20 protein-coding genes are annotated in these 22481 nt (G+C 72.5%); 7 read left to right on the top strand and 13 right to left on the bottom strand.

Annotation, left to right across the window (positions count from 1 at the left end; translation table 11 throughout):
- Positions 1-119 precede the first annotated feature (119 nt).
- The 7 genes from AC069X_RS19015 to AC069X_RS18985 form a co-directional block, all read right to left on the bottom strand.
- Entirely contained in the window at positions 120-1325 is a 1206-nt protein-coding gene (locus tag AC069X_RS19015; RefSeq protein ID WP_362472370.1) for an acyl-CoA dehydrogenase family protein, read from the bottom strand.
- Positions 1326-1327: 2 nt separating this feature from the next.
- Entirely contained in the window at positions 1328-1840 is a 513-nt protein-coding gene (locus AC069X_RS19010; protein ID WP_478729743.1) for a MaoC family dehydratase, read from the bottom strand.
- Between the two features lie 80 nt (positions 1841-1920).
- Positions 1921-2895, bottom strand: coding sequence for an HpcH/HpaI aldolase/citrate lyase family protein (locus tag AC069X_RS19005; protein ID WP_478729742.1), 975 nt, complete (start codon positions 2893-2895; stop codon positions 1921-1923).
- Entirely contained in the window at positions 2892-4961 is a 2070-nt protein-coding gene (locus AC069X_RS19000; protein WP_478729741.1) for a protein meaA, read from the bottom strand. The genes AC069X_RS19005 and AC069X_RS19000 overlap by 4 nt, the downstream gene beginning before the upstream one ends.
- A 38-nt stretch (positions 4962-4999) precedes the next feature.
- Positions 5000-6337, bottom strand: coding sequence for a crotonyl-CoA carboxylase/reductase (gene ccrA, locus AC069X_RS18995; RefSeq protein WP_478729740.1), 1338 nt, complete (start codon positions 6335-6337; stop codon positions 5000-5002).
- A 437-nt stretch (positions 6338-6774) separates the two neighbouring features.
- On the bottom strand, positions 6775-7590 hold the full coding sequence (locus AC069X_RS18990) for a TetR family transcriptional regulator (RefSeq protein WP_478729739.1): 816 nt from the start codon (positions 7588-7590) through the stop codon (positions 6775-6777).
- 160 nt (positions 7591-7750) lie between these two features.
- On the bottom strand, positions 7751-9553 hold the full coding sequence (locus AC069X_RS18985; protein WP_478729738.1) for a 3-hydroxyacyl-CoA dehydrogenase family protein: 1803 nt from the start codon (positions 9551-9553) through the stop codon (positions 7751-7753).
- Between the two features lie 392 nt (positions 9554-9945).
- Between AC069X_RS18985 and AC069X_RS18980 the strand changes: the two genes are divergently transcribed.
- Positions 9946-10515, top strand: a complete 570-nt coding sequence (locus tag AC069X_RS18980) for a HEAT repeat domain-containing protein (RefSeq protein ID WP_478729737.1) — start codon at positions 9946-9948, stop codon at positions 10513-10515.
- An 88-nt stretch (positions 10516-10603) separates the two neighbouring features.
- Here the strand turns inward: AC069X_RS18980 and AC069X_RS18975 are convergent, their stop codons facing one another.
- Entirely contained in the window at positions 10604-11032 is a 429-nt protein-coding gene (locus tag AC069X_RS18975) for a RidA family protein (RefSeq protein ID WP_478729736.1), read from the bottom strand.
- A gap of 24 nt (positions 11033-11056) precedes the next feature.
- A complete protein-coding gene (locus AC069X_RS18970) occupies positions 11057-12640 on the bottom strand; it encodes an alpha/beta hydrolase (protein WP_478729735.1) in 1584 nt (527 codons plus the stop codon).
- Between the two features lie 517 nt (positions 12641-13157).
- Between AC069X_RS18970 and AC069X_RS18965 the strand changes: the two genes are divergently transcribed.
- The 5 genes from AC069X_RS18965 to AC069X_RS18945 all read left to right on the top strand — a co-directional run bounded on the left by AC069X_RS18965 (position 13158) and on the right by AC069X_RS18945 (position 18720).
- Positions 13158-13508: a hypothetical protein gene (locus AC069X_RS18965; RefSeq protein ID WP_478729734.1), complete on the top strand. Its 351-nt coding sequence runs from the start codon at positions 13158-13160 to the stop codon at positions 13506-13508.
- Positions 13509-13718: 210 nt separating this feature from the next.
- A complete protein-coding gene (locus AC069X_RS18960) occupies positions 13719-14162 on the top strand; it encodes an SRPBCC family protein (RefSeq protein WP_478729733.1) in 444 nt (147 codons plus the stop codon).
- A gap of 248 nt (positions 14163-14410) precedes the next feature.
- Positions 14411-15244, top strand: coding sequence for a M55 family metallopeptidase (locus tag AC069X_RS18955; protein WP_478729732.1), 834 nt, complete (start codon positions 14411-14413; stop codon positions 15242-15244).
- Between the two features lies 1 nt (position 15245).
- Positions 15246-16709, top strand: a complete 1464-nt coding sequence (locus AC069X_RS18950; protein WP_478729901.1) for a M20/M25/M40 family metallo-hydrolase — start codon at positions 15246-15248, stop codon at positions 16707-16709.
- 13 nt (positions 16710-16722) lie between these two features.
- Positions 16723-18720: a prolyl oligopeptidase family serine peptidase gene (locus tag AC069X_RS18945; RefSeq protein ID WP_478729731.1), complete on the top strand. Its 1998-nt coding sequence runs from the start codon at positions 16723-16725 to the stop codon at positions 18718-18720.
- Positions 18721-18800: 80 nt separating this feature from the next.
- On the opposite strand, the gene AC069X_RS18940 is transcribed toward AC069X_RS18945, so the two are convergent.
- From AC069X_RS18940 to AC069X_RS18925, 4 genes are all read right to left on the bottom strand, one after another.
- The gene (locus AC069X_RS18940) at positions 18801-19211 is read right to left on the bottom strand and encodes a hypothetical protein (RefSeq protein ID WP_478729730.1); all 411 of its coding nucleotides are present in this window, start codon (positions 19209-19211) and stop codon (positions 18801-18803) included.
- A complete protein-coding gene (locus AC069X_RS18935; RefSeq protein ID WP_478729729.1) occupies positions 19204-20079 on the bottom strand; it encodes a heavy metal-binding domain-containing protein in 876 nt (291 codons plus the stop codon). The genes AC069X_RS18940 and AC069X_RS18935 overlap by 8 nt, the downstream gene beginning before the upstream one ends.
- A 1-nt stretch (position 20080) precedes the next feature.
- The gene (locus AC069X_RS18930; protein ID WP_478729728.1) at positions 20081-20917 is read right to left on the bottom strand and encodes a heavy metal-binding domain-containing protein; all 837 of its coding nucleotides are present in this window, start codon (positions 20915-20917) and stop codon (positions 20081-20083) included.
- A gap of 124 nt (positions 20918-21041) precedes the next feature.
- Positions 21042-21746, bottom strand: coding sequence for a hypothetical protein (locus AC069X_RS18925; RefSeq protein ID WP_478729900.1), 705 nt, complete (start codon positions 21744-21746; stop codon positions 21042-21044).
- Positions 21747-21786: 40 nt separating this feature from the next.
- On the opposite strand from AC069X_RS18925, the gene AC069X_RS18920 reads away from it, so the two are divergent.
- Positions 21787-22335 carry a GNAT family N-acetyltransferase gene (locus AC069X_RS18920; RefSeq protein ID WP_478729727.1) on the top strand — a complete coding sequence of 183 codons (549 nt, stop codon included), beginning with the start codon at positions 21787-21789 and terminating at the stop codon, positions 22333-22335.
- The last annotated feature ends 146 nt before the right edge of the window (positions 22336-22481 follow it).

Genomic DNA, 22481 nt, shown 5'->3' with positions numbered 1-22481 from the left:
TGCTATCGGTTGCGCGCAACAACTGGGCAAGCCAGAAGCCGAGTCGATGGCCGTCGGCCAGTGACTGATGGTCACTCTTCTGCGGTGGATCATCGGATGATCCACCGCAAAAGGGACATTCAGCCCTGGAGTCGGTACTCCTCGAGCAGGCGTCGCCCGATGATCATTTTCTGGATCTCGGCGGTTCCTTCACCGATCAGAAGCATCGGCGCTTCCCGGTAGAGGCGCTCGATCTCGTACTCCTTCGAGAACCCGTAGCCGCCGTGGATACGGAAGGCATCCTCGACGACCTCCTTGCAGTATTCGGAGGCGAGGTACTTCGCCATCCCGGCTTCGAGGTCGTTTCGTTCCCCGGAGTCCTTTTTGCGTGCCGCGTTCACCATCATCGCATGGGCGGCTTCGACCTTGGTAGCCATCTCGGCCAGCTTGAACTGGATGGCCTGGTGCTCGGCGATCGCCTTGCCGAAAGTGTGACGCTGCTGGGCATAGGAGACACCCAGTTCGAAAGCACGCTGTGCGACGCCGCAGCCACGCGCCGCCACGTTGACGCGGCCGACCTCCACGCCGTCCATCATTTGGTAAAACCCTCGGCCCGTCTGGCCTCCGAGGACCCGATTGGCCGGAATGCGTAGTCCGTCCATGATGAGCTCGGTGGTGTCGACACCCTTGTAGCCCATCTTGTCGATCTTGCCCGGGATGGTCAGGCCCGGACGGACCTCGCCGAAGCCCGGCTCCTTCTCCACGAGGAAGGTCGTCATCGACTTGTGGGGCGCCGTGCCCTCGGGGTGTCCTTCGTCACTCCGGACCAGAACGGCCACCAGGGTCGAGGAGCCGCCGTTCGTCAGCCACATCTTCTGGCCGTTCAGGACGTACTCGTCGCCGTCCTTGACCGCCTTGGACGTGATGGCCGACACATCCGAGCCCAGACCCGGCTCGGACATCGAGAAGGCGCCGCGGACCTCGCCCAGCGCCATGCGCGGCAGGAAGTGGTCCTTCTGCTCCTGCGTGCCGTGCTGCTTGAGCATGTACGCCACGATGAAGTGCGTGTTGATGATGCCCGACACGGACATCCAGCCGCGCGCTATCTCCTCGACGCACAGCGCGTAGGTGAGCAGCGACTCACCCAGGCCGCCGTACTCCTCGGGGATCATGAGACCGAAGAGGCCGAGCTCCTTGAGGCCGTCGACGATCTGCTGCGGGTACTCGTCGCGGTGCTCCAGCTCGGTCGCGACCGGGATGATCTCCTTGTCGACGAACTCCCGGACGGTCTTGAGGATCTCCTGCTGGACGTCCGTGAGCCCGGCGGTCTGGGCGAGTCGTGCCATGGCTACTTCCCCTGTTCCTTCAGCTGAGGCCGGCCGGGCTGCTCGCCGCCGCGCGCCGTGATGTACGTCTCGGTCGGGACCATCACCTTGCGCCGGAAGACGCAGACGAGGGTGCCGTCCTGCTTGTAGCCCTTGGTCTCCACGTAGACGATGCCGCGGTCGTCCTTGGACTTCGACGGGGTCTTGTCCAGCACCGTGGTCTCGCCGTAGATCGTGTCGCCGTGGAAGGTCGGCGCCACGTGCCGCAGCGACTCGATCTCCAGGTTGGCGATGGCCTTCCCGGAGACGTCCGGCACGGACATGCCGAGCAGCAGCGAGTAGACGTAGTTGCCCACCACCACGTTCCTGCCGAAGTCCGTGGTGTTCTCCGCGTAGTTCGCGTCCATGTGCAGCGGGTGGTGGTTCATGGTGAGCAGACAGAAGAGGTGGTCGTCGTACTCGGTGACCGTCTTCCCGGGCCAGTGCCGGTACACGTCTCCGACCGTGAACTCTTCATAGGTGCGGCCAAACTGCATGGTGCCCCTCCGGGGTGCTTGCCCAGGCCCTGCGGGGGGCCTGGGGCTGGGGATGGGTGCGCCCGGCTCTGCCGGATCGCCTAGGCGGTGGGGGCCTCGAACTTCGAATTCCGCCGCATGCCCGCGGCCCGGCCCTTGCCGGCGATGACCAGGGCCATCTTGCGGCTGGCCTCGTCGATCATCTCGTCGCCGAGCATCGCGGAGCCCTTCTTGCCGCCCGCCTCGGAGGTGCACCAGTCGTAGGCGTCGAGGATCAGCTCGGCGTGGTCGTAGTCCTCCTGCGAGGGCGAGAAGACCTCGTTGGCCGCGTCGACCTGGCCCGGGTGCAGCACCCACTTGCCGTCGAAGCCGAGGGCCGCGGCGCGCCCGGCGACCTCGCGGTAGGCGTCCACGTCGCGGATCTGGAGGAAGGGGCCGTCGATCGCCTGGAGGTTGTGCGTACGGGCCGCCATCAGGATCCGCATCAGGATGTAGTGGTAGGCGTCCGCCGGGTAGCCGGGCGGCTGCATGCCCACGACCAGGGACTTCATGTTGATCGAGGCCATGAAGTCGGCCGGGCCGAAGATGATGGTCTCCAGGCGCGGCGAGGCGGCGGCGATCTCGTCGACGTTGACCAGGCCCTTGGCGTTCTCGATCTGCGCCTCGATGCCGATCTTGCCGACCTCGAAGCCCATGGTCTTCTCGATCTGGGTCAGCAGCAGGTCCAGCGCGACGACCTGCTGGGCGTCCTGGACCTTCGGCAGCATGATGCAGTCGAGGTTCTGCCCGGCGCCCTCGACGACGGTGATGACATCGCGGTACGTCCAGTGGGTGGTCCAGTCGTTGACGCGGACCACGCGGGTCTTGCCGGTCCAGTCGCCGTTGTTCAGCGCGTCCACGATGGTGTGGCGGGCGCCTTCCTTGGCGAGGGGGGCGCAGGCGTCCTCCAGGTCCAGGAAGACCTGGTCGGCCGGCAGGCCCTGGGCCTTCTCCAGGAACCGCGGGTTCGAGCCCGGGACCGCGAGGCAGGAGCGGCGCGGACGCAGCCGGTTCACGGGGGAGAGGGGCGTGGTCATGCGGGGACCTCCGTGCTTTCAGCGATGTTGAGAGGGTGGAGCTTGTTGGCCTTGCGGATCTCGTCGACGATACGGCCGATGATCTCCGTGATGCCGAAGTCCTTCGGGGTGAACACGGCGGCCACCCCGGCGGCCTTCAGCGTGACGGCGTCGGCGTTCGGAATGATGCCCCCGACGATGACGGGGATGTCGCCCGCCCCCGCCGTGCGCAGGCGTTCCAGGACGTCCGGGACCAGTGCGCTGTGCGAACCGGACAGGATGGACAGTCCCACGCAGTGCACGTCCTCGGCCAGGGCCGCCGAGGAGATCTCCTCGGGAGTCAGCCGGATGCCCTGGTAGACCACCTCGAACCCGGCGTCGCGGGCCCGGACGGCGATCTGCTCGGCACCGTTGGAGTGTCCGTCGAGGCCGGGCTTGCCGACCAGCAGGCGCAGCCGGCCGGAGCCCAGCTCGTCCGCCGTCCGGGCGACCTTCTCCCGGACCAGGGCCAGCGGCGTGCCCTCCTCGGCGGTGACCGCGACCGGGGCCGAGGAGACCCCGGTCGGGGCGCGGAACTCGCCGAAGACCTCGCGCAGGGCGTTCGCCCACTCGCCGGTGGTGACACCGGCGCGGGCGCACTCCAGGGTGGCCTCCATCAGGTTCTCGGTCCCGGCGGCGGCCTCCTTCAGCCGGTCCAGGGCCTGCCCGGCGGTCGGGAAGACGAACGGGTCGCCGCCCCCCTGCCGGTCCGAGGACTCCTGCCGCTCGGCGCGCCAGCGGGTGATGCGCTCGACGGTGAACGCCTCCACGGCGGGGTCGACGGTCATGATGGCCCCGTCGAGGTCCGAGGTGAGGGGGTTCTCCTCGGTCTGCTGAAAGCAGTTCACCCCGACGATCTTGTCCTCGCCGGCCTCGATCCGAGCGCGCCGCTCGGCGTGCGAGGAGACCAGCTGGGACTTCAGGTACCCGGACTCGACGGCGGCCATCGCGCCGCCCATCTCCTGGATCCGGTCGATCTCGGCCAGGCAGTCGGCGACCAGGGAGTCGACCTTGGCCTCGATGACGTGGGATCCGGCGAAGATGTCCTCGTACTCCAGCAGGTCGCTCTCGTGGGCCAGGACCTGCTGGATGCGCAGCGACCACTGCTGGTCCCAGGGGCGGGGCAGGCCCAGCGCCTCGTTCCACGCGGGCAGCTGCACCGCGCGGGCGCGGGCGTCCTTGGAGAGGGTGACCGCGAGCATCTCCAGCACGATCCGCTGGACGTTGTTCTCGGGCTGCGCCTCGGTCAGGCCGAGCGAGTTCACCTGGACGCCGTAGCGGAACCGGCGCTGCTTGGCGTTCTCGATGCCGTAGCGCTCCTTGGTGACCTTGTCCCAGATGCGGCCGAAGGCGCGCATCTTGCACATCTCCTCGATGAAGCGGACGCCCGCGTTCACGAAGAAGGAGATACGGGCGACCACCTCGCCGAAGCGCTCCTCGGGCACCTGGCCCGAGTCGCGCACGGAGTCCAGGACGGCGATCGCGGTGGACATCGCGTACGAGATCTCCTGGACCGGCGTGGCCCCGGCCTCCTGCAGGTGGTAGCTGCAGATGTTGATCGGGTTCCACTTCGGGATGTGGTTGACCGTGTACGCGATCATGTCCGTCGTCAGGCGGAGCGAGGGCCCGGGCGGGAAGACGTGCGTCCCGCGCGAGAGGTACTCCTTGACGATGTCGTTCTGGGTGGTGCCCTGGAGCTGGGAGATGTCCGCTCCCTGCTCCTCGGCGGCCACCTGGTAGAGCGCCAGCAGCCACATCGCGGTGGCGTTGATGGTCATCGAGGTGTTCATCTGCTCCAGGGGTATGTCCTGGAACAGCCGCCGCATGTCGCCCAGGTGGGAGACCGGCACCCCGACCCGGCCCACCTCGCCGCGGGCGAGGACGTGGTCGGGGTCGTAGCCGGTCTGCGTCGGGAGGTCGAACGCGACCGACAGGCCGGTCTGGCCCTTGGCGAGGTTGCGGCGGTACAGCTCGTTGGACGCCTCGGCCGTGGAGTGGCCGGCGTACGTCCGCATGAGCCACGGACGGTCCTTCTGGCGCTCTGTCATCTCAGGCGATCCTTATGGCCTTTGAGTGGACTTCAGACTCAGACGTTGCGGAAGCGGTTGATCGCGTCGAGGTGCCGGGCGCGCATCTCGTGGTCGCGGACGCCCAGGCCCTCCTCGGGGGCGAGCGCGAGGACGCCGACCTTGCCCTGGTGCAGGTTGCGGTGGACGTCGTAGGCGGCCTGGCCGGTCTCCTCCAGGGAGTAGACCTTCGAGAGGGTGGGGTGGATCTTGCCCTTGGCGATCAGGCGGTTGGCCTCCCACGCCTCGCGGTAGTTGGCGAAGTGCGAGCCGACGATCTTCTTGAGGGACATCCACAGGTAGCGGTTGTCGTACTCGTGCATGTAGCCGGAGGTCGAGGCGCAGGTGGTGATGGTGCCGCCCTTGCGGGTGACGTAGACGGAGGCGCCGAAGGTCTCGCGGCCCGGGTGCTCGAAGACGATGTCGATGTCCTCGCCGCCGGTCAGCTCGCGGATCTTCGAGCCGAAGCGCTTCCACTCGCGCGGGTCCTGGGTCCGCTCGTCCTTCCAGAACTTGTAGCCCTCGGCGTTGCGGTCGATGACCGCGGTGGCGCCCATCTTGCGGCAGATCTCGGCCTTCTCCGGGGAGGAGACGACGCAGATCGGGTTGGCGCCGCCGGCCAGGGCGAACTGGGTGGCGTAGGAGCCGAGGCCGCCGCTGGCGCCCCAGATCAGGACGTTGTCGCCCTGCTTCATGCCGGCGCCGTTGCGGGAGACCAGCTGGCGGTAGGCGGTGGAGTTGACCAGGCCGGGGGAGGCGGCCTCCTCCCAGCTGAGGTGGTCCGGCTTCGGCATCAGCTGGTTCGACTTGACGAGCGCGATCTCCGCCAGGCCGCCGAAGTTGGTCTCGAAGCCCCAGATGCGCTGCTCGGGGTCGAGCATCGTGTCGTTGTGGCCGTCCGAGGACTCCAGCTCGACCGAGAGGCAGTGCGCGACGACCTCGTCGCCCGGCTTCCAGGAGTTGACGCCGGGGCCGGTGCGCAGCACGACGCCCGCGAGGTCGGAGCCGATGATGTGGTACGGGAGGTCGTGGCGCTTGGTGAGCTCCGACAGGCGCCCGTAGCGCTCCAGGAAGCTGAAGGTGGACACCGGCTCGAAGATCGAGGTCCACACCGAGTTGTAGTTGACCGAGGAGGCCATGACGGCCACCAGGGCCTCGCCCGGGCCCAGCTCCGGAACCGGGACCTGGTCCAGGTGCAGGGACTTGCGCGGGTCCTTCTCGCGGGTGGTGAGCCCGGCGAACATCTCCGTCTCGTCCTTGTGCACGGTGATCGCGCGGTAGGAGTCGGGGAGCGGCAGTGCGGCGAAGTCTGCGGCGGTGGCGGACTGCGACTGAATCGCGTCCAGGATGTCCTTCACGGTATTGCCTCCGGCAAGCGCTGATGAGGGTGCGCTGAGGGATGCGCGGGGTGCGCGGTTACGTGTGGTGGGTGCTGCTGCGTGGTGCCGTCGGTCCTGGGGTCCCGGCCGGGGCCGGGGGAGGAGCGGTGGAGCTGGCGCGCCTGTGGTGGGGCGGGCGGGGCCTGGTGACGCAGGCATCCGGGGCGCGTTCCGTGCCGAGTGGGCGTGGGCCGCGGGGACATCCGGACGGGACTCAACGTATGGCACCCCGTGTCACTCGGCAAGGCACTGGGTGCCAAAACTTTCTCTCACTTGCCGATTGACCTGCGCAGATGAGCGATGATCGATCAGAGTTACCCGCGAGTAGGGGCAACTCGGGCATACGAAAGCGGCCGCCCCCGGAACGGGAGCGGCCGCTGTGACCAGAGTCGCTTTCTGGGGCTCGACGGAGCCGCCTACTTGTTCTTGAGCGCTTCCTCGATGGTCCGCATGACCTCGTCGAGCGGAGCGTCCGTACGGGCCACCGCGACGAGCACCTCGCCCTCCGCGCGCACCGCCGCCTTCGGGACCCCGGCGTCCGGGTCCGCCGGACGGCCGGCGCCGATCCCGGAGCCGAAGGTCTTGCGGACGATGGCGAAGGCGTGGTCCAGCTGCGCCTCCACGTCCCCCTGGCCCCCGGCCCGCAGCCAGCGCCGCAGCACGTGGTTGTGCGCGGTCACCACCGCGGACGCGGCCACCTCGGCCAGCAGCGGGTCGTCGTTGCCGTCGTGGTGGTCGGTCTCGTCGAAGTGCGCGAGCAGGTAGCGGGTGAAGAGCCGCTCGTAGCGGGCCACGGAGGCGATCTCCCGCTCGCGCAGCGCCGGCACCTCGCGGGTGAGCCGGTAGCGCTCCACCGACACCGCCGGCGAGGCGGCGTACATCTTCATGACTTCCTTGATCCCCCGGCACACCGTGTCGAGCGGGTGCTCGTGCGCCGGCGCCACGTCCAGGACGGCCTCGGCGCGGGTCAGGGTGTCGTCGTGGTCCGGGAAGATCGCCTCTTCCTTGGAACGGAAGTGCCGGAAGAACGTCCGGCGGGCCACCCCGGCGGTGGCGGCGATCTCGTCGACCGTCGTGGCCTCGTACCCCTTGGTCGCGAAGAGCTCCATGGCCGCGGCGGCCAGCTCGCGGCGCATCTTGAGCCGCTGGGCGGCCGCCCGGGTGCCGGCCGCGCTCTCCGGGGAGTCTGCGGCCGACGCGGCACGGGGTGAGGTCTTGGCGGGCTGGGACATAGAGCGAAAGTACTTCATTCGCGCAGGCGCGCGCGCCGGAGGGGGGTGCGAGGGGGGTGGATGCGGGGGAGGGCCCGCACTGGGCTCGGGAGGGTATGTCCGCCGTGAGGGTCCGGCGGACCCGAGCAGCCCTCCCCACGCATCCTGCTCAGGGCCCGGCCTACCGGCGGGCGTACTCACGGAATCCGCGGCCGGTCTTCCGCCCCAGGCAGCCCGCCGCCACCAGGTGCTCCAGCAGCGGGGACGGCGCCAGGGCGGGGTCGCGGAACTCCTGGTAGAGGACCTTCTCGATGGCGAGCGACACGTCCAGGCCGACCACGTCGAGGAGCTCGAAGGGCCCCATCGGGTAGCCGCCGCCCAGCTTCATCGCGGCGTCGATCTCGTCGATGCCCGCGTAGTGCTGCTCGACCATCTTGATCGCGTTGTTCAGGTACGGGAACAGCAGCGCGTTCACGATGAACCCGGCCCGGTCCCCGCAGTCCACCGGGTGCTTGCGGACCTTCGCGCAGACCTCGCGGACCGTGGCGTGCACGTCGTCGGCCGTCAGGACCGTCCGGACCACCTCGACCAGCTTCATGGCCGGCGCCGGGTTGAAGAAGTGCATGCCGATCACGTCCTGCGGGCGCGAGGTCGCCCGCGCGACGGCGATCACCGGCAGCGAGGAGGTGGTGGTGGCCAGCACCGCGCCCGGCTTGCAGACCTTGTCCAGGCCCGCGAAGAGCTGCTGCTTGACCGCCAGGTCCTCGGCGACCGCCTCGACCGCCAGGTCCACGTCGGCGAAGGCCTCCAGCGACCCCGCCGGGGTGATCCGCTCCAGGGTCTGCGCGGCGGCCTCCTCGGTCAGGCGGCCCTTGGACACCGCACGGCCCAGGGACTTCCCGATCGCGGCCTTCGCGGCCTCGGCCTTCTCCTCGCTGCGGGCGGCCAGGACCACCTGGTAGCCGGCCTGCGCGAAGACCTGCGCGATACCGCTCGCCATCGTTCCCGAGCCGGCCACGCCGACCGAGGAGACCGGACGGCCCGCGCCGAGCAGGGACCCGTCCAGCGGGGTCTGGAGGTCGCGCACCACCACCGGGCTGCCCGGGGCCTCGTACGTGTAGAAGCCGCGCCCGGCCTTCTGCCCGGTCAGGCCCGCCTCGACGAGCTGGCCCAGGATCGGCGCCGGGGCGTGCAGCCGGTCGCCGGAGGAGGCGTACATGGCCTCCAGGACCGTGCGCGCGGTGTCCACGCCGACCAGGTCGAGCAGGGCGAGGGGGCCCATCGGCAGGCCGCAGCCCAGCTTCATCGCCGCGTCGATGTCCTCGCGGGAGGCGTACTTGGCCTCGTACATCGCGGCGGCCTGGTTGAGGTAGCCGAAGAGCAGGCCGTCCGCGACGAACCCGGGCCGGTCGCCGACCGCGACGGGCTGCTTGCCGAGCTCCACCGCCAGCTCGGTGACGGCCTCCACGGCGGCCGGGGAGGTCAGGACGCTCGACACGATCTCGACGAGCTTCATCGCCGGCGCCGGGTTGAAGAAGTGCATCCCGAGGACGCGCTCGGGCCGCAGCGACTCGGCGGCGAGCCGGGTCACGGACAGTGCGTTGGTGCCGGTGGCCAGGACGGTGTCCGGACGGACGATCGCGTCGAGCTCGCCGATGATCCGGTGCTTGAGGTCGTAGTCCTCCGGGACCACCTCGATGACCAGGTCGGCCTCGGCGGCGGCACCGAGGTCGGTGAAGGTGCGGAAGCGCGCCAGCACGGCCTCGCGCTCCTGCTCGGTGAGCTTGTCCTTGGCCACGGAGCGGGCGGTGGCGGCCGCGAGGGCCCCGGCGGCGCGGCGGGTGGCGGTCTCGCTGACGTCGATGCCGATGACCTCGCGGCCGGCCCGGGCGAGGACCTCGGCGATGCCGGTGCCCATGGTGCCGAGGCCGACGACGGCGACGGTGCGGAGGGAGGACTGACTGGACGTGGACGGAAGGTCCATCGCGGGACTCCAGTGGAAGAGGGTGACGACTGAGGGAGCGCGCGGCGCACAGCGCGCGCGGATGCCGTACGGAAGAGAAGAGCCGTGCGGGGCACGCCCGGCGGTGCGCCCGAGAGGGAGCGGGGCGCGGCAGCGGGCGGAAACCGGCGGAACCCTGTCCCGGGGTCCAGCCGTGGGGTGGAACGGTCGAGCGGACGAACCGACTGGTACGGGGCGGCTGCGTCACCAGGCCGGCTCCGTACGTGTGGAAGTGAGATTAACCGGCCGGTAACTGGTCCGCCAGAGCGCGGAGATGTGACCTGTACCGCCCAAATGTACCGATCATCGATCATCGATCAACGGGCTCCGCGGAACACCCCCTGCCGGGGCCCGCGGCCCCCTAGGGTGGCCGCGTGAACGACGTGCTGGAACGCCTGCGGGCGGAGGCCGACGGGTCGGCCGCGTACCCGGAACTGCTCGCCGCCGGCCCGGACGCCCTGGCCGCCTCCCTGACGTCCGCCGGACTGCCCCTGTGGGCCCGCGAACTGGCCGCGTACCGGCTCGGCATGGCCGGGGACCGGCGGGCCTTCGAGCCGCTGGTGCTCCTGCTGAACCACCGGGACCCGGCCCGCTGCGCGGCCGCCGCCCAGGCGCTCGGGGTCCTCGGGGACCCGCGCACCGCCCGCGCGGCGGCGGCCCTGGCGACCAACGCCCTGCGCACGGCCTACGCCCTCCACCCGGTCCGGCTGCTCACCGCGCTGCGGGCGCCGGAGTCGGCCCCGGCCCTGATCAGGACCCTGTCCCGGCTGCTGGCCCCGCACGACCCGTACTGGCGGGTGGCCCTGGCCTGCGTCGAGGGCCTGGGTACCCTCGCCGACCCCCGGGCCCGCGACGTCCTGGTCCGCGCCCAGGCCCACCCCCGGCTGGCGCTCGCCGCCACCGACGCCCTGACCCGGCTGGAGGCGGGGCACCCCGACGCGTGAACCCCGGCGTGTGAACCCCGGCCGGGGGCAGGGAGCCGGGGGCCGGGGGCCGGGGCGTCCCGCCGGGCCGGCCCCCCGCCTCGGACCCTCAGCCCGCCGTCGGAACCACCGCGAAGGCCTCCACCTCCAGCAGGAGCTCCGGCCGGAACAGGGCGGCCACCTGGACCGCCGAGGAGGCCGGCAGCCGGTCCGCCGCGATCACCTCGTCCCGCGCCGCCCGGACCGCCGGCAGGTGGGCCACGTCCGTGACGAAGTACGTCAGCTTCACCACGTCCTCGAAGCCCGCCCCGGCCGCCGCCAGGCACCGCCGCAGGTTCTCGAACACCTGCCGGGCCTGCGCGGCCGGATCGCCCTCGCCGACCACCTCGCCCTTCTCGTCGAAGGCGCACTGCCCCGATACGGCCACGAACCGCCCGGTGCCCCAGACGACGTGGCTGTACCCGCTGCCGGGGCTGACGCCCTCCGGGGCGGCGATACGGGTGAGGTGGTCGTTGCCGCGGTACTCGGATGAGGTCATGCGGACGATCTTGCCCGCCCGGCCTCAGCCGCGGAAGCCCAGCAGACCGTGCAGGGCCGCCCCGCCCGCCGACGGCGGCACCGCACGGGTCGCGGCCGCCGGCTTCGGCGCGGGCTGCGCCGGGCAGGTCGCGTCCGCCGCCTGTCCCGTCCTCAGGTACAGGGAGAGCTTCTCGTCGAGGCACTTGTTGCCGCTCAGGGCGATGCCGTGGTTGCCGCCGCCCTCCTCCACCACCAGCGCCGAGCCCGCCAGCTTGTCCCGCATGCTCACCGCGCCCTCGTACGGGGTCGCCGCGTCCTCGGTCGCCTGGAACAGCAGCGCCTTCGGCAGCCCGGCGTTCGTCACGTCCGGGGCCTGGAGCGGCTGCGTCGGCCAGAACGCGCAGGGGGCGTTGTACCAGGCGTTGTTCCAGGTCATGAACGGCGCCTTGGCGTGCGTGCGCCACATGTCGGCCCGCCACCGGTTCCAGTCCCTCGGCCACGCCGAGTCCCGGCACTGCACCGCCGTGTAGACGCTGTAGCTGTTGTTCGCCGAGGGCTCCACCGCGCCCAGCCGCTCGTACGTCGCCACCAGCGGCTTCGGGTCCTGCTTCAGCGCGTACGCCGCGAAGGCCTCCGCCAGCGAAGGCCAGTAGCCGTTGTAGTAGCCGCCCGGCATGAACGTGTCCTCCAGCTCCGCCGGGCCCACCTTCCCGCCCGCCGGGGCCGCGCGCAGCGCGTCGCGCATCTCGTACCAGCGGGCCTCGACCCGCGCCGGGTCGGTGCCCAGGTGGTACGTGGAGTCGTACTGGGCCACCCAGGCCAGGAACGCCTTGTGGCGGGCGTCGAAGGCCAGGTCCTGCGCGAGGTTGTCCTCGTACCAGACGCCGGCCGGGTCGACCACGGAGTCCAGGACCAGCCGGTGCACCCGCTGCGGGTGGAGCTTGGCGTACACGGCGCCCAGGTACGTGCCGTAGGAGTACCCGAAGTAGCTGAGCTTCTCCGCGCCCAGGGCGGTGCGCAGCACCTCCAGGTCGCGGGCCGCCGAGACGGTGCCGACGTACGGGAGCACGTCCGCGTGCTTCTCCTGGCAGGACACCGCGAAGGCGCGCACCCGCTCCAGGTTGGCCCGCTCCGTCGCCCCGTCACGCGGCACGGAGTCGGGCCGTACGGGCTTGAAGTGCCCGGAGCCGCAGTCCAGGGCGGGCTCGCTCTTGCCCACGCCCCGGGGGTCGAAGCCGATCACGTCGTACTGGGCGGCCACGTCCTTCGGCAGGGCGGACGCGATGAACCCGGCGAGGGCGCGGCCGCTGCCGCCCGGCCCGCCGGGGTTGACCAGCAGGGGGCCCTGGGAGGTGGCGGCCGTGTGCGGGACCCGGGTCAGGGCCAGGGAGATCTGCCGGCCCGCCGGCTGTTCGTGGTCGAGCGGGACCTTGAGGGAGGCGCACTGCAGCGTCGGGTAACGGGGGGTGGCGCAGCCGGTCCAGCGCAGCGCGGCCGCGGCGGCCGTCTCCGCCTCCGCCGGTGCGGCGGCGGTGACGGGGGTCGCGAGGGCGGCGGCGACGGTGGCGGTCGCCAGCAGGACGGCGGCCCGCTTCTTCGCGGGGCGCAGCTTCGAGGGGTGGAGCATGGGGCCTCCCAGCCGAGGGTTCTGGGCGGAATCGTCCCGGAAACCGTGGCGGTAACGCGGGATTGGGCCGCGCATTGGCCCGATGTGATGACCCGTCGGGTGGCGTCCGGGTCACGCGCCGTACGCGGACCGGACCCACCCCGGCGCCGGAAGGCGGGGCCGGCGGGGGCCGGCGGGAGTGGCCTTCGGGCCGCGGGGGCGTAGCCGGTGGCCGGACTCCGACGCCGGTGGCGGGACTTGACGGACGGTGCGGCCCCGGCGCGCGCCGGGCGCGTGCGAACGGCCCCCGGGCGCGGCCCCGTACCGCCCGGCGGCGCCCCCGGTCCGACCGCGCACCCCGGGCCGCAGATGGAGTACCGGGGGTGTCACGGAGCCCGCCCCGTGCGTCCCGGCCGCCCCGGGCCGGGCGGTGTTCCGGGGGTGCCGACACGGACGGCCCACCCGGGATGCCGCGCGCGCCGGGCCGGGGCAGGCTGTGGCCATCGACCGCCGCCACCGCACAGACGAGGACCGCGCCATGACCCACAGACGGCGTATCGGCGTCATGACCGGGGTCGCAGCCCTGCTGCTGACCGGCACCGCGTGCTCGGGCCTGGGCCGCAGCACCGTGGGCATGCTGACGTTCCGGGGGCACGACTCCCCGCTGGAGGTGAGCTACTCCAACACCTCGGTCAAGGGCTGCCACCGCGTCCCCGTGCCCCACGGGGCCACCCACGTCGAGAACAACACCCTCGTCGACGTCGTGCTCTACCGCACGCCCGACTGCAAGAAGGGCGACCGCGAGGACGGCACCTACGTGGCCACCACCCTGTCGAACGTGACGGCCCCCGCCAGCCTCCCCTGGCGGAGCTTCCGCGTCATCCACTGACCGGCCCCGCAGCACCCGGAGGGCCCCCGTCACCGTGACGGGGGCCCGCAGAACTGAACACCTGTTCCGCGACCGTGCCGGATGGCCCGCCCGGCGGGGCCCGCCCCCGCCCGCCACCGCCCGCCCCCGCCCGCCCCCCGGATTTGGGCGGCCGCCCCGGAGGTGGTTGGCTTGCCGCGACGCACGATCCCAACTGCTGGAGGAACAGGTATGGCGCAGGTCGAGGCCACCACGGAGCGCATCATCGAGGCCGACGCGGACACCGTGTTCGACGCGCTGGCGGACTACACCGGCACCCGGAACAAGCTGCTCCCCGAGCACTTCAGCGAGTACGAGGTGCGCGAGGGCGGCGACGGCGAGGGCACCCTGGTCCACTGGAAGCTCCAGGCCACCAGCAAGCGCGTACGGGACTGCCTGCTCGAGGTCACCGAGCCCACGGACGGCCAGCTCGTGGAGAAGGACCGCAACTCCACCATGGTCACCACCTGGACCGTCACCCCGGCCGGCGAGGGCCGCTCCCGGACCGTGGTCAGCACCGTGTGGAACGGCGCGGGCGGCATCGGCGGCTTCTTCGAGCGCGCCTTCGCCCCCAAGGGCCTCGGCCGCATCTACGACACCGTGCTGGAGAACCTGGCCAAGGAAGTCAAGGGCTGACCGCCGGGCCGTGACGAGGGCCACGCGCCGCCGACGGGACGACGCCCGGGGACGGCTCACCGGTTCGGGTGGAATTCCCGGCCGCCGTGAGCCGCCCCGGGACACGCGCCGCGAGCCGCGCCGCGAGCCGCTCCGGGACCCGCCGTGAACCCCTTCCCCGGAGCCCGTCCCGGCCGGGCGTGGCCCCGGGCCGCCAGGGCCCCGGGCGGCTAGGGTGGGGCTCCGCGACCCGACCCACCGGGGGCCCGATGAAGATCCTCGTCTCCGCCGACATGGAAGGCGCCACGGGCGTCACCTGGCCCGCCGACGTGCTGCCCGGCACCCCCCAATGGGAGCGCTGCCGGGGCATGTTCACCTCCGACGTGAACGCGGCCGTCCTCGGCTTCTTCGACGGCGGTGCCGACCAGGTCCTCATCAACGAGGCCCACTGGACCATGCGCAACCTGCTCCTGGAGAAGCTCGACGCCCGCGCCGAGATGATCACGGGCCGGCACAAGTCCCTCTCCATGGTCGAGGGCGTCCAGCACGGCGACGTCGACGGCATCGCCTTCGTCGGCTACCACACCGGCGCGGGCGCCGAAGGGGTCCTCGCCCACACCTACCTCGCCAACTCCATCACCGGGGTCTGGCTGGGCGGCCTGCGCGCGAGCGAGGGCGTCCTCAACGCCCACGTCGTGGCCGAGTACGGGGTCCCCGTCATCCTGGTCACCGGCGACGACCTGACCTGCGCCGACGCCGCCGGTTACGCGCCGGACGCCCGTACCGTCGCCGTCAAGGACCACGTCTCGCGCTACGCGGCCGTCTGCCGCACCCCCGCCCGCACCGCCGCCGACATCCGCGCCGCCGCCGCCGAGGCGGTCAAGCTCGCGGTCCGGCACGAGCCGGTGCGCGGGGGCCCCTTCGCGATGGAGGTCGAGTTCGACGCCGAGCACCTGTCGATGGCCGCGACCGTCGTGCCCGGCGTCGAACGGTGTGCGGAACGCAGGGTCGCGTACAGCAGCGGGACGATGTACGAGGCGATCCGGACCTTCAAAGCGGTCACGACGGTCGTCTCGGCGGCCGTGGAGGAGCAGTATGGCTGACATGCACCAGGTGAAGGACGACCCCCGCGGGGCCGCCCGCGAAGGACACGGCGGAGCGGGTGTGCCGGACGGCGGCCCCGGCTCCGCGGGCACGCACGGTCCCGCCTCGGTCGGTTCGGCCCCGGTTGGTTCTGTCTCCGTCGGTCCCGCCATCGACGATCTCGCCCTCGACGAGGCCGTCGAGTTCACCTCCGGCCTGATCCGCATCGACACGAGCAACCGCGGCGGCGGCGACTGCCGCGAACGGCCCGCCGCCGAGTACGCCGCCGAACGCCTCGCCGGGGCCGGACTCGAACCCGTCCTGCTGGAGCGCACCCCCGGCCGGACCAACGTCGTGGCCCGTATCGCCGGCACCGACCCGTCCGCCCCCGCCCTCCTCGTCCACGGCCACCTCGACGTGGTCCCCGCCGAGGCCGCCGACTGGAGCGTCGACCCCTTCTCCGGAGAGGTCCGCGACGGCGTCGTCTGGGGCCGCGGCGCCGTCGACATGAAGAACATGGACGCGATGGTGCTGGCCGTCGTACGCGCCTGGGCACGCCACGGCGTACGGCCCCGCCGGGACATCGTCATCGCCTACACCGCCGACGAGGAGGACAGCGCGGCCGACGGATCCGGCTTCCTCGCCGACGAGCACCCGCACCTCTTCGAAGGCTGTACGGAGGGCCTGAGCGAGTCCGGGGCCTTCACCGTGCACCCCCGGCCCGGCCAGGCCCTCTACCCGATCGCGGCCGGCGAACGCGGCACCGCCTGGCTGAAGCTGACCGCCCACGGCACCACCGGACACGGATCCAAGCCCAACCCGGACAACGCCGTCAGCCGGCTCGCCGCCGCGGTGGCCCGCATCGGCGCCCACACATGGCCGGTCCGCCTCACCGACACCGTGACCGCCTGCATCAGCGGACTCGCAGCCCTCCAAGGCCTCACCGTCGACCCGCGCGCCCCCGGCACCGACCTCGACGACCTCCTCGGCAAGCTCGGACCGGCCGCAGCCCTCGTCGAGGCGACCATCCGCAACAGCGCCAACCCGACCATGTTCAACGCCGGTTACAAGCTCAACGTCATCCCCGGCCACGCCACCGCCCACGTCGACGGGCGCACCGTCCCCGGCGGCGAAGCGGAGTTCGCCGCCACCCTCGACGAACTCACCGGCCCCGGCGTGCACTGGGAGTTCGCCCACCGGGAGGTCGCCCTCCAGGCCCCCGTCGACGGGCGGACGTACGGGATCCTGCGCGAGTCCGTCGAGCACTTCGACCCCGACGGACACGTGGTCCCCTTCTGCATGGCGGGCGGCACCGACGCCAAGCAGTTCTCCCGGCTCGGCATCACCGGCTACGGCTTCTCCCCGCTCAAGCTGCCGCCGGGCTTCGACTACTGGTCCCTCTTCCACGGCGTGGACGAACGGGTCCCCGTCGACGCCCTGCACTTCGGGGTCCGCGTCCTCGACCGCGCGCTGCGGACCCTGTGATGGGGGCCCGGTGATGGCGGCCGCCGCCGGCGGACCCTACGGCAGCTGGCCCTCCCCGCTCGCCGCCGCGCACGCCGCCGCGCACGACGGCCGGCCCGAATACGTGGGCACCGTCGGCTCCGAGGTGTGGTGGACCGAGCCCCGCCCCGAGGAAGGCGGCCGCCGCACCCTGGTGCGCCGCCCCGCCGACGGCTCCGCCGCCCGGCCGGTGCTGCCCGCCCCGTGGAACGTGCGCAGCCGCCTCACCGAGTACGGGGGCCTGCCCTGGGCGGGCGCCGAACAGGGCCCCCGGGGGCCGCTGGTGGTCTTCGTCCACCACCCCGACCAGCGGCTGTACGCGTACGAACCCGACGCCCCCGGCAGCCCCGGGCCGCGCCCCCTCACCCCCGTCTCGGCCGTCGGCGGCGGCCTGCGCTGGGCCGATCCCGTGCTGCGCGACGGCGAGGTCTGGTGCGTGCTGGAGGAGTTCACCGGCCCCGCGCCGGGAGACGTCCGCCGCGTCGCGGCCGCCGTACCGCTGGACGGCTCCGCCGCCGGGGACCGTGCCGCCGTACGGGAGCTCACCGACGACCGGCACCGCTTCCGCACCGGCCCGAAGCCCTCCCCCGACGGGCGGAGCGCGGCCTGGCTGGTCTGGGACCACCCCCGGATGCCCTGGGACGGTACGGAACTCCAGCTCGCCGCCGTACGGCCCGACGGGACGCTCGGCGAGCCCCGCACCGTGCTGGGCGGGCCCGAGGAGGCCGTGGCCCAGGTGGCGTGGGCGGCCGACGGGACCCTGCTCGCCGTGAGCGACCGCAGCGGCTGGTGGAACCCGTACCGGGTGGACCCGGACGGCGGGGCGCCGGTCAACCTGTGCCCCCGCGAGGAGGAGTTCGGCGGCGCCCTCTGGAAGCCCGGCCTGACCTGGCTGGCCCCGCTGCCGGAAGGGCCGGTGGCCGTCCTGCACGGGCTGGGCTCCTGCGTCCTCGGCGTCCTGGACCCCGACACCGGCGACCTCGTGGACGCCGCCGGCCCCTGGACGTCCTGGCAGCCGGCCCTCGCCGTCAGCGGCACCCGCGTCTACGGGGTCGCGGCCAGCCCGCGCAGCGCGTACGAGGTCGTCGAACTGGACACCGCCACCGGCCACGCCCGGGTCGTCGGCGCCCCGGCCGCCGACCCGGTGGACCCGGCGTACTACCCGGAGCCGCAGACCCGCACCTTCCCCGGCCCCGGCGGCCGGGACATCCACGCCCACGTCTACCCGCCGCACCACCCGGACCTGCGGGCGCCCGCCGACGAACTGCCCCCGTACGTGGTGTGGGCGCACGGCGGCCCCACCGAGCACGTGCCTCCCGTACTGGACCTGCACATCGCCTACTTCACCTCGCGCGGCATCGGCGTCGTCGAGGTGAACTACGGCGGGTCCACCGGCTACGGCCGGGCCTACCGCGAACGGCTGCGCGAGCAGTGGGGCGTGGTGGACGTCGAGGACTGCGCGGCGGTGGCCCGGGCCCTGGCCGCCGAGGGCACCGCCGACCCCGCCCGGCTCGCGATCCGCGGCGGCAGCGCCGGCGGCTGGACGGCGGCCGCCTCCCTGGCCTCCACCGACCTGTACGCCTGCGCCGCGATCATCTACCCGGTGCTCGACCTGAGGGGCTTCGCCGCCGAGACCCACGACCTGGAGTCGCACTACACCGACGGCCTGGCCGGCCCCCCGGCCACCCTCGCGCTGCGCTGCCGCGAACGCTCCCCGGTGGCCCGCGCCGACCGCATCACCGCCCCCTTCGTGCTGCTCCAGGGCCTCGACGACCCCGTCTGCCCGCCCGCACAGGCCGAACGGCTGCTGGCCGCCCTGCGCGGCCGCGAGCCGGCGGTCCCGCACGCGTACCTCACCTTCGAGGGCGAAGGCCACGGCTTCCGCCGCGCGGAGACGATGGTGCGGGCCCTGGAGGCGGAACTGTCGCTGTATACCCAGGTATTCGGCATCGAGCGCGGTGATGTGCCCCGGGTGGAACTGCGTACGGAGTAGGGGGTGAGGGAAGGGGGAGCGGGTCAGGGGTGGAGAGTGAGGGGTGAGGGCGGCGGCCGCCGGGACACGCCGGGTGGCCCCTACGTGAGGAACCGTTCGAGGGCCTCGCGGGCGCGGGTGTTCGAGGCCGCGGCGTCCGCGAGGGCCCCGGCCAGCACGCCGATCCACTCGTCCAGCCCCACCTGCCGCCGCGAGAGGACGATCCCCCGGACCTCGTGGCAGATCTCGCCGGTGGTCCGGCCCCGGTCCGTGCGCAGGGACAGACGCTGCTCGCCGAGGGCGACGTCCAGTCCGTCGACCGGCCCCTCCCGCCCGGACAGCCGTCGTGCCACTGAACGCCTGCGGCTGACCCGGACGGCGCCGGGCGGCAGCGAGTCGGCGAGGCTCGCGGACAGCACACCGGCGTAGAGCTCCAGGTCGGCGCTGTCCCGGCGCAGCGCGGCGGCCAGCAGTGCCACGTCCACCGGAGCAGGCCCCTTCCCGTCAGTCATCGAGGCCCAGCACCATGGTCGGCCGTTCGATGACGTGGTCCTCGCGCAGCGGCCGTACCGCCGTCCCGATGGCGAAGAACTCGGTGGTGTGCGACCCCCAGCCGTGCGAGTGCTGCTTCAGCCGCACCGCCACGATCCCCTCGGCACCCAGGGCCCTGCCCTCCGCCTGCATCCGGCTCATCGCCAGCTCGCGGGCGTCGTACAGGGCCTGGGTGAACGGCTCGATCTCGACGTTGCGGCCCGTGTTGCCCAGCGCCTGCACGAAGCCCTGGTGCGCCACGTGGTAGACGCAGGAGCCCATGACCAGGTCCAGCGGGGCGTACCCGGCGCGGACCAGCGTCCAGAACTCCTGGCCGGAGAGGTCCGAGGTGAACGGCTTGCCCTTGTTGTTGAGCCAGGTCCCGGCCGGTCCCGGATCGGCACCGTCCGCCTTGACGGCCGTGCCCACCGCGATGAACTCCGCTATGTCCGAGCCGAATTCCTTGAACTCGACGTCAAGCCGCACTCCCACGATCCCGTCCGCCCCCAGCGCGCTCGCCTCGGCCTCCATCCGGCTCATCGCGAGTTCGCGGGCGTCGTACATGGCCTGGGACAGCTTGGTGAGCTCCTGGTTCTTCGACCAGCGGCCGATCTGGAAGCCGACGTGGTAGACGGAGCAGCCGAGGACCAGACCGAGGGGGCGGAAGCCGGCCTCGCGCACGAGGAGGAACTCGTTCACCGTCAGGTCCGAGGTGAACATGGAGCCCTCGTCGCCCTCCGGCCGGAGCTGCGCCAGACGCCGCATCGCGTCCTCGGAGAGGTCCCGTCCGTCCGGTGCCGGTGCCGGTGCCGGCACCGGTGCTGGTACGCGTTCTGTTCGCCCGGTCATGTCAGTGCTCGCGCTCCAGTCTCATGATGGTCAGGGGCCCGGCCGCGGCCGGCAGCCCGGAGCGGCCGAACCGGGTGATGGACGTGCCGACGAAGACGGCTTCCGCGATGAGGTCGCGCGCCGTCCCGGAGTCGGGGCACTCGGTCTTCCGCAGCCGTAGCCCGACCTCGTCCACGACGATTCCGTCGGTGCTGGTGCCGACGGTGTGCTTGCGGGCGTCCAGGGCGAGGCGGGCGCGGGCGTCCTGGCGGACGTGGGCGATCAGCCGCGTGTGGCCGTCGATCTCCTGGTTGCCCGCGAACCGGCGGATGAGTCCGGAGGCGTGCCAGTCGTTGTGCCGGATCGCGAGCGAGACGCCGAACGCGAGCCCGGTGGGGACCCAGCCGGATCGCAGGAGCCGCGCGAAGTCCTGCCCGCCGAGGTGCGAGGTGAAGGGCTGCCGCGGCCGGACGCGGGAGCGCGCCCGCACCGCGGTGCCGATGACGGTGAACTCCGTCGCGTCGAGACCGACTGCGCGTTCCGTCAGCTTGATCGCGACGATCCCGTCGCCGCCCAGTGCGCGGCACTCGGCCACCGCGCGGCTCAGTGCCAGCCTGCGCGCCGCGTGGACGGCCCTCGTCAACGGCACGAGGGAGGGGCTCCACGGCGAGGACGGGCCCGAGGGGCCGCCGGCGGCCTCCCAGGCGCCCGGGCAGCCCCAGGCCCCGGTGTTGCCCAAGTAGAAGACGGCCGTGCCCATCACCTGTCCGACGGGTTCGAACCCGACGCCGGTGACCGCCGCGAACTCCCCCGCCGACAGCGTCGAGTCCCAGGTGGGGTCGGCCTGTTGGTACGTCATCGCCCGAAAGGGTATACGAGATCCAGCCGGTCTTCTCGGGTTGTGCGTGGTCGGATGCGTGGCTTGCCGAGCGGGTTCTCCGGGTGGTGCGCCGCCGCATGCGTGGGTGGCCGAGTCGGTGCTTCTAGGCGGTGTGCAGCCAGATGCGCAACGGGCCGAGCGGGGCGAATCCCGCCCGTACGGCGGTGTCTAGGTCCTCGCCGTGCTCGTAGCCCACGACCGGGAGGTCAGGCCAGTGCCGGGCGGCCGCGTCGAGGGCCGCCGCCCAGGCGGCGTCGGCGTCCGCGTCGTCGTGGGCGAACACGTTGGAGACGCCGACGACGCCGCCGCCGGCGCTGACGACGGCCCCGGCGGCGATCCCGGCACCGTCACGGCCCGCGAGGAAGACGATGCCCGGTTGCAGCAGGCCTTCGTGGAACAGGTCCGTGCTTTCCTCGCCGTCCCAGGCGGTCTCCCAGGCCACCAGCTCCCCGGGCGCCTCCAGCTCGTCCCACTCCAGCCGGCCGCCCACCGGTGCGGCGGGCCCCGCCGGGCGGTGGATCCACTGCGCCTCGAACAGCACCTCGAAGCCGCCCGGGGCCAGGTCGAGCGCGGCGAAACTGTCCTTCACCGAGCAGCCGGGCGTGGCGGTGTCGATCCCGGCGAGCACCTCGGCGGCCGTGGCGTCCGGGGCGAGCGTCACGGCGTCGGGGTAGAGGGGCGGGGTGCGGCGGGGGCTGGACCAGAGCGAGTCGCGGAAGTGTCCGCTGCGGGAAACGGCGGCGCACCACTCGGCGTTGTTGCGCGCGGCGGCGGTGCGGAGCTGCTCGGGTGCGGGGGTGCTGGTGATGATCACACCGGGATGCTGCCACAGTGCCTAACCTGGGGCGATGTCCTACTCCGTTGAGTACGTCCGTACGGGCGCCCGGGTCGGCCTGCGCCCCTTCCGGACCGCCGACGGGCCCGAGTTCACCGCCCGGGTGCGCGAGAGCCGCGAGCTGCACCGGCCCTGGCTGTCCCCGCCCGCGACCCTTGAGGAGTACGAGCCCTACGCGGCCCAGCGGGCCGGGAGCGGCTTCCTGGTCTGCGAGCTGGACACCGGGACCATCGCCGGGTTCGTCAACGTCAACAACATCGTCCGCGGCGCCTTCCAGTGCGGGGCGCTGGGCTACGGGGCGTTCGCGCACGCCGCCGGGCGGGGGCTGTTTGGGGAGGGCTTCGACCTGCTCCTGGCGCACGCCTTCGCGGAGCCGTCGGGTCCAGTGCCGGGCCTGGGCCTGCACCGCCTGGAGGCGAACATCCAGCCGGGCAACACCGCGTCGATCGGCCTGGTCCGCGGCCGGGGCTTCCGCCTGGAGGGGCTCTCGCCGGAGTTCCTCTACGTGGACGGGGCGTGGCGCGACCACGAGCGGTGGGCGGTGACGCGGCGGGATGGTTGATGGGGTGGGGTGGGGTGGGGGCCGGGGCGCGGCTACCCGCGCGAGAAGGTGACCAGAGCCCCCTGCGGAGCCCCCGGGCGCGGCTGATCGCTACGCGCTCCTCATCGGTTGCCGTCCGGCGGCCGTCCGGGGCTGGTGCCCGCGCC

Source organism: Streptomyces sp. NPDC043896 (assembly GCF_056435605.1).
The sequence above is the reverse complement of the archived record's forward strand: the minus strand, read 5'-3'. Positions and strand labels throughout refer to the sequence as shown.

Bases quoted from the DNA above. Each gene is read 5' to 3' on its own strand.
- AC069X_RS18945 (WP_478729731.1), top strand. From the start codon at position 16,723: ATGGCGGCCGCCGCCGGCGGACCCTACGGCAGCTGGCCCTCCCCGCTC.
- AC069X_RS19005 (WP_478729742.1), bottom strand. From the start codon at position 2,895: ATGACCACGCCCCTCTCCCCCGTGAACCGGCTGCGTCCGCGCCGCTCC.
- AC069X_RS18970 (WP_478729735.1), bottom strand. From the start codon at position 12,640: ATGCTCCACCCCTCGAAGCTGCGCCCCGCGAAGAAGCGGGCCGCCGTC.
- AC069X_RS19010 (WP_478729743.1), bottom strand. From the start codon at position 1,840: ATGCAGTTTGGCCGCACCTATGAAGAGTTCACGGTCGGAGACGTGTAC.
- AC069X_RS19015 (WP_362472370.1), bottom strand. From the start codon at position 1,325: ATGGCACGACTCGCCCAGACCGCCGGGCTCACGGACGTCCAGCAGGAG.
- AC069X_RS18960 (WP_478729733.1), top strand. From the start codon at position 13,719: ATGGCGCAGGTCGAGGCCACCACGGAGCGCATCATCGAGGCCGACGCG.
- AC069X_RS18985 (WP_478729738.1), bottom strand. From the start codon at position 9,553: ATGGACCTTCCGTCCACGTCCAGTCAGTCCTCCCTCCGCACCGTCGCC.
- AC069X_RS19000 (WP_478729741.1), bottom strand. From the start codon at position 4,961: ATGACAGAGCGCCAGAAGGACCGTCCGTGGCTCATGCGGACGTACGCC.
- AC069X_RS18930 (WP_478729728.1), bottom strand. From the start codon at position 20,917: ATGACGTACCAACAGGCCGACCCCACCTGGGACTCGACGCTGTCGGCG.
- AC069X_RS18950 (WP_478729901.1), top strand. From the start codon at position 15,246: ATGCACCAGGTGAAGGACGACCCCCGCGGGGCCGCCCGCGAAGGACAC.
- AC069X_RS18940 (WP_478729730.1), bottom strand. From the start codon at position 19,211: ATGACTGACGGGAAGGGGCCTGCTCCGGTGGACGTGGCACTGCTGGCC.
- AC069X_RS18935 (WP_478729729.1), bottom strand. From the start codon at position 20,079: ATGACCGGGCGAACAGAACGCGTACCAGCACCGGTGCCGGCACCGGCA.
- AC069X_RS18975 (WP_478729736.1), bottom strand. From the start codon at position 11,032: ATGACCTCATCCGAGTACCGCGGCAACGACCACCTCACCCGTATCGCC.
- AC069X_RS18965 (WP_478729734.1), top strand. From the start codon at position 13,158: ATGACCCACAGACGGCGTATCGGCGTCATGACCGGGGTCGCAGCCCTG.
- AC069X_RS18955 (WP_478729732.1), top strand. From the start codon at position 14,411: ATGAAGATCCTCGTCTCCGCCGACATGGAAGGCGCCACGGGCGTCACC.
- AC069X_RS18990 (WP_478729739.1), bottom strand. From the start codon at position 7,590: ATGTCCCAGCCCGCCAAGACCTCACCCCGTGCCGCGTCGGCCGCAGAC.
- AC069X_RS18920 (WP_478729727.1), top strand. From the start codon at position 21,787: ATGTCCTACTCCGTTGAGTACGTCCGTACGGGCGCCCGGGTCGGCCTG.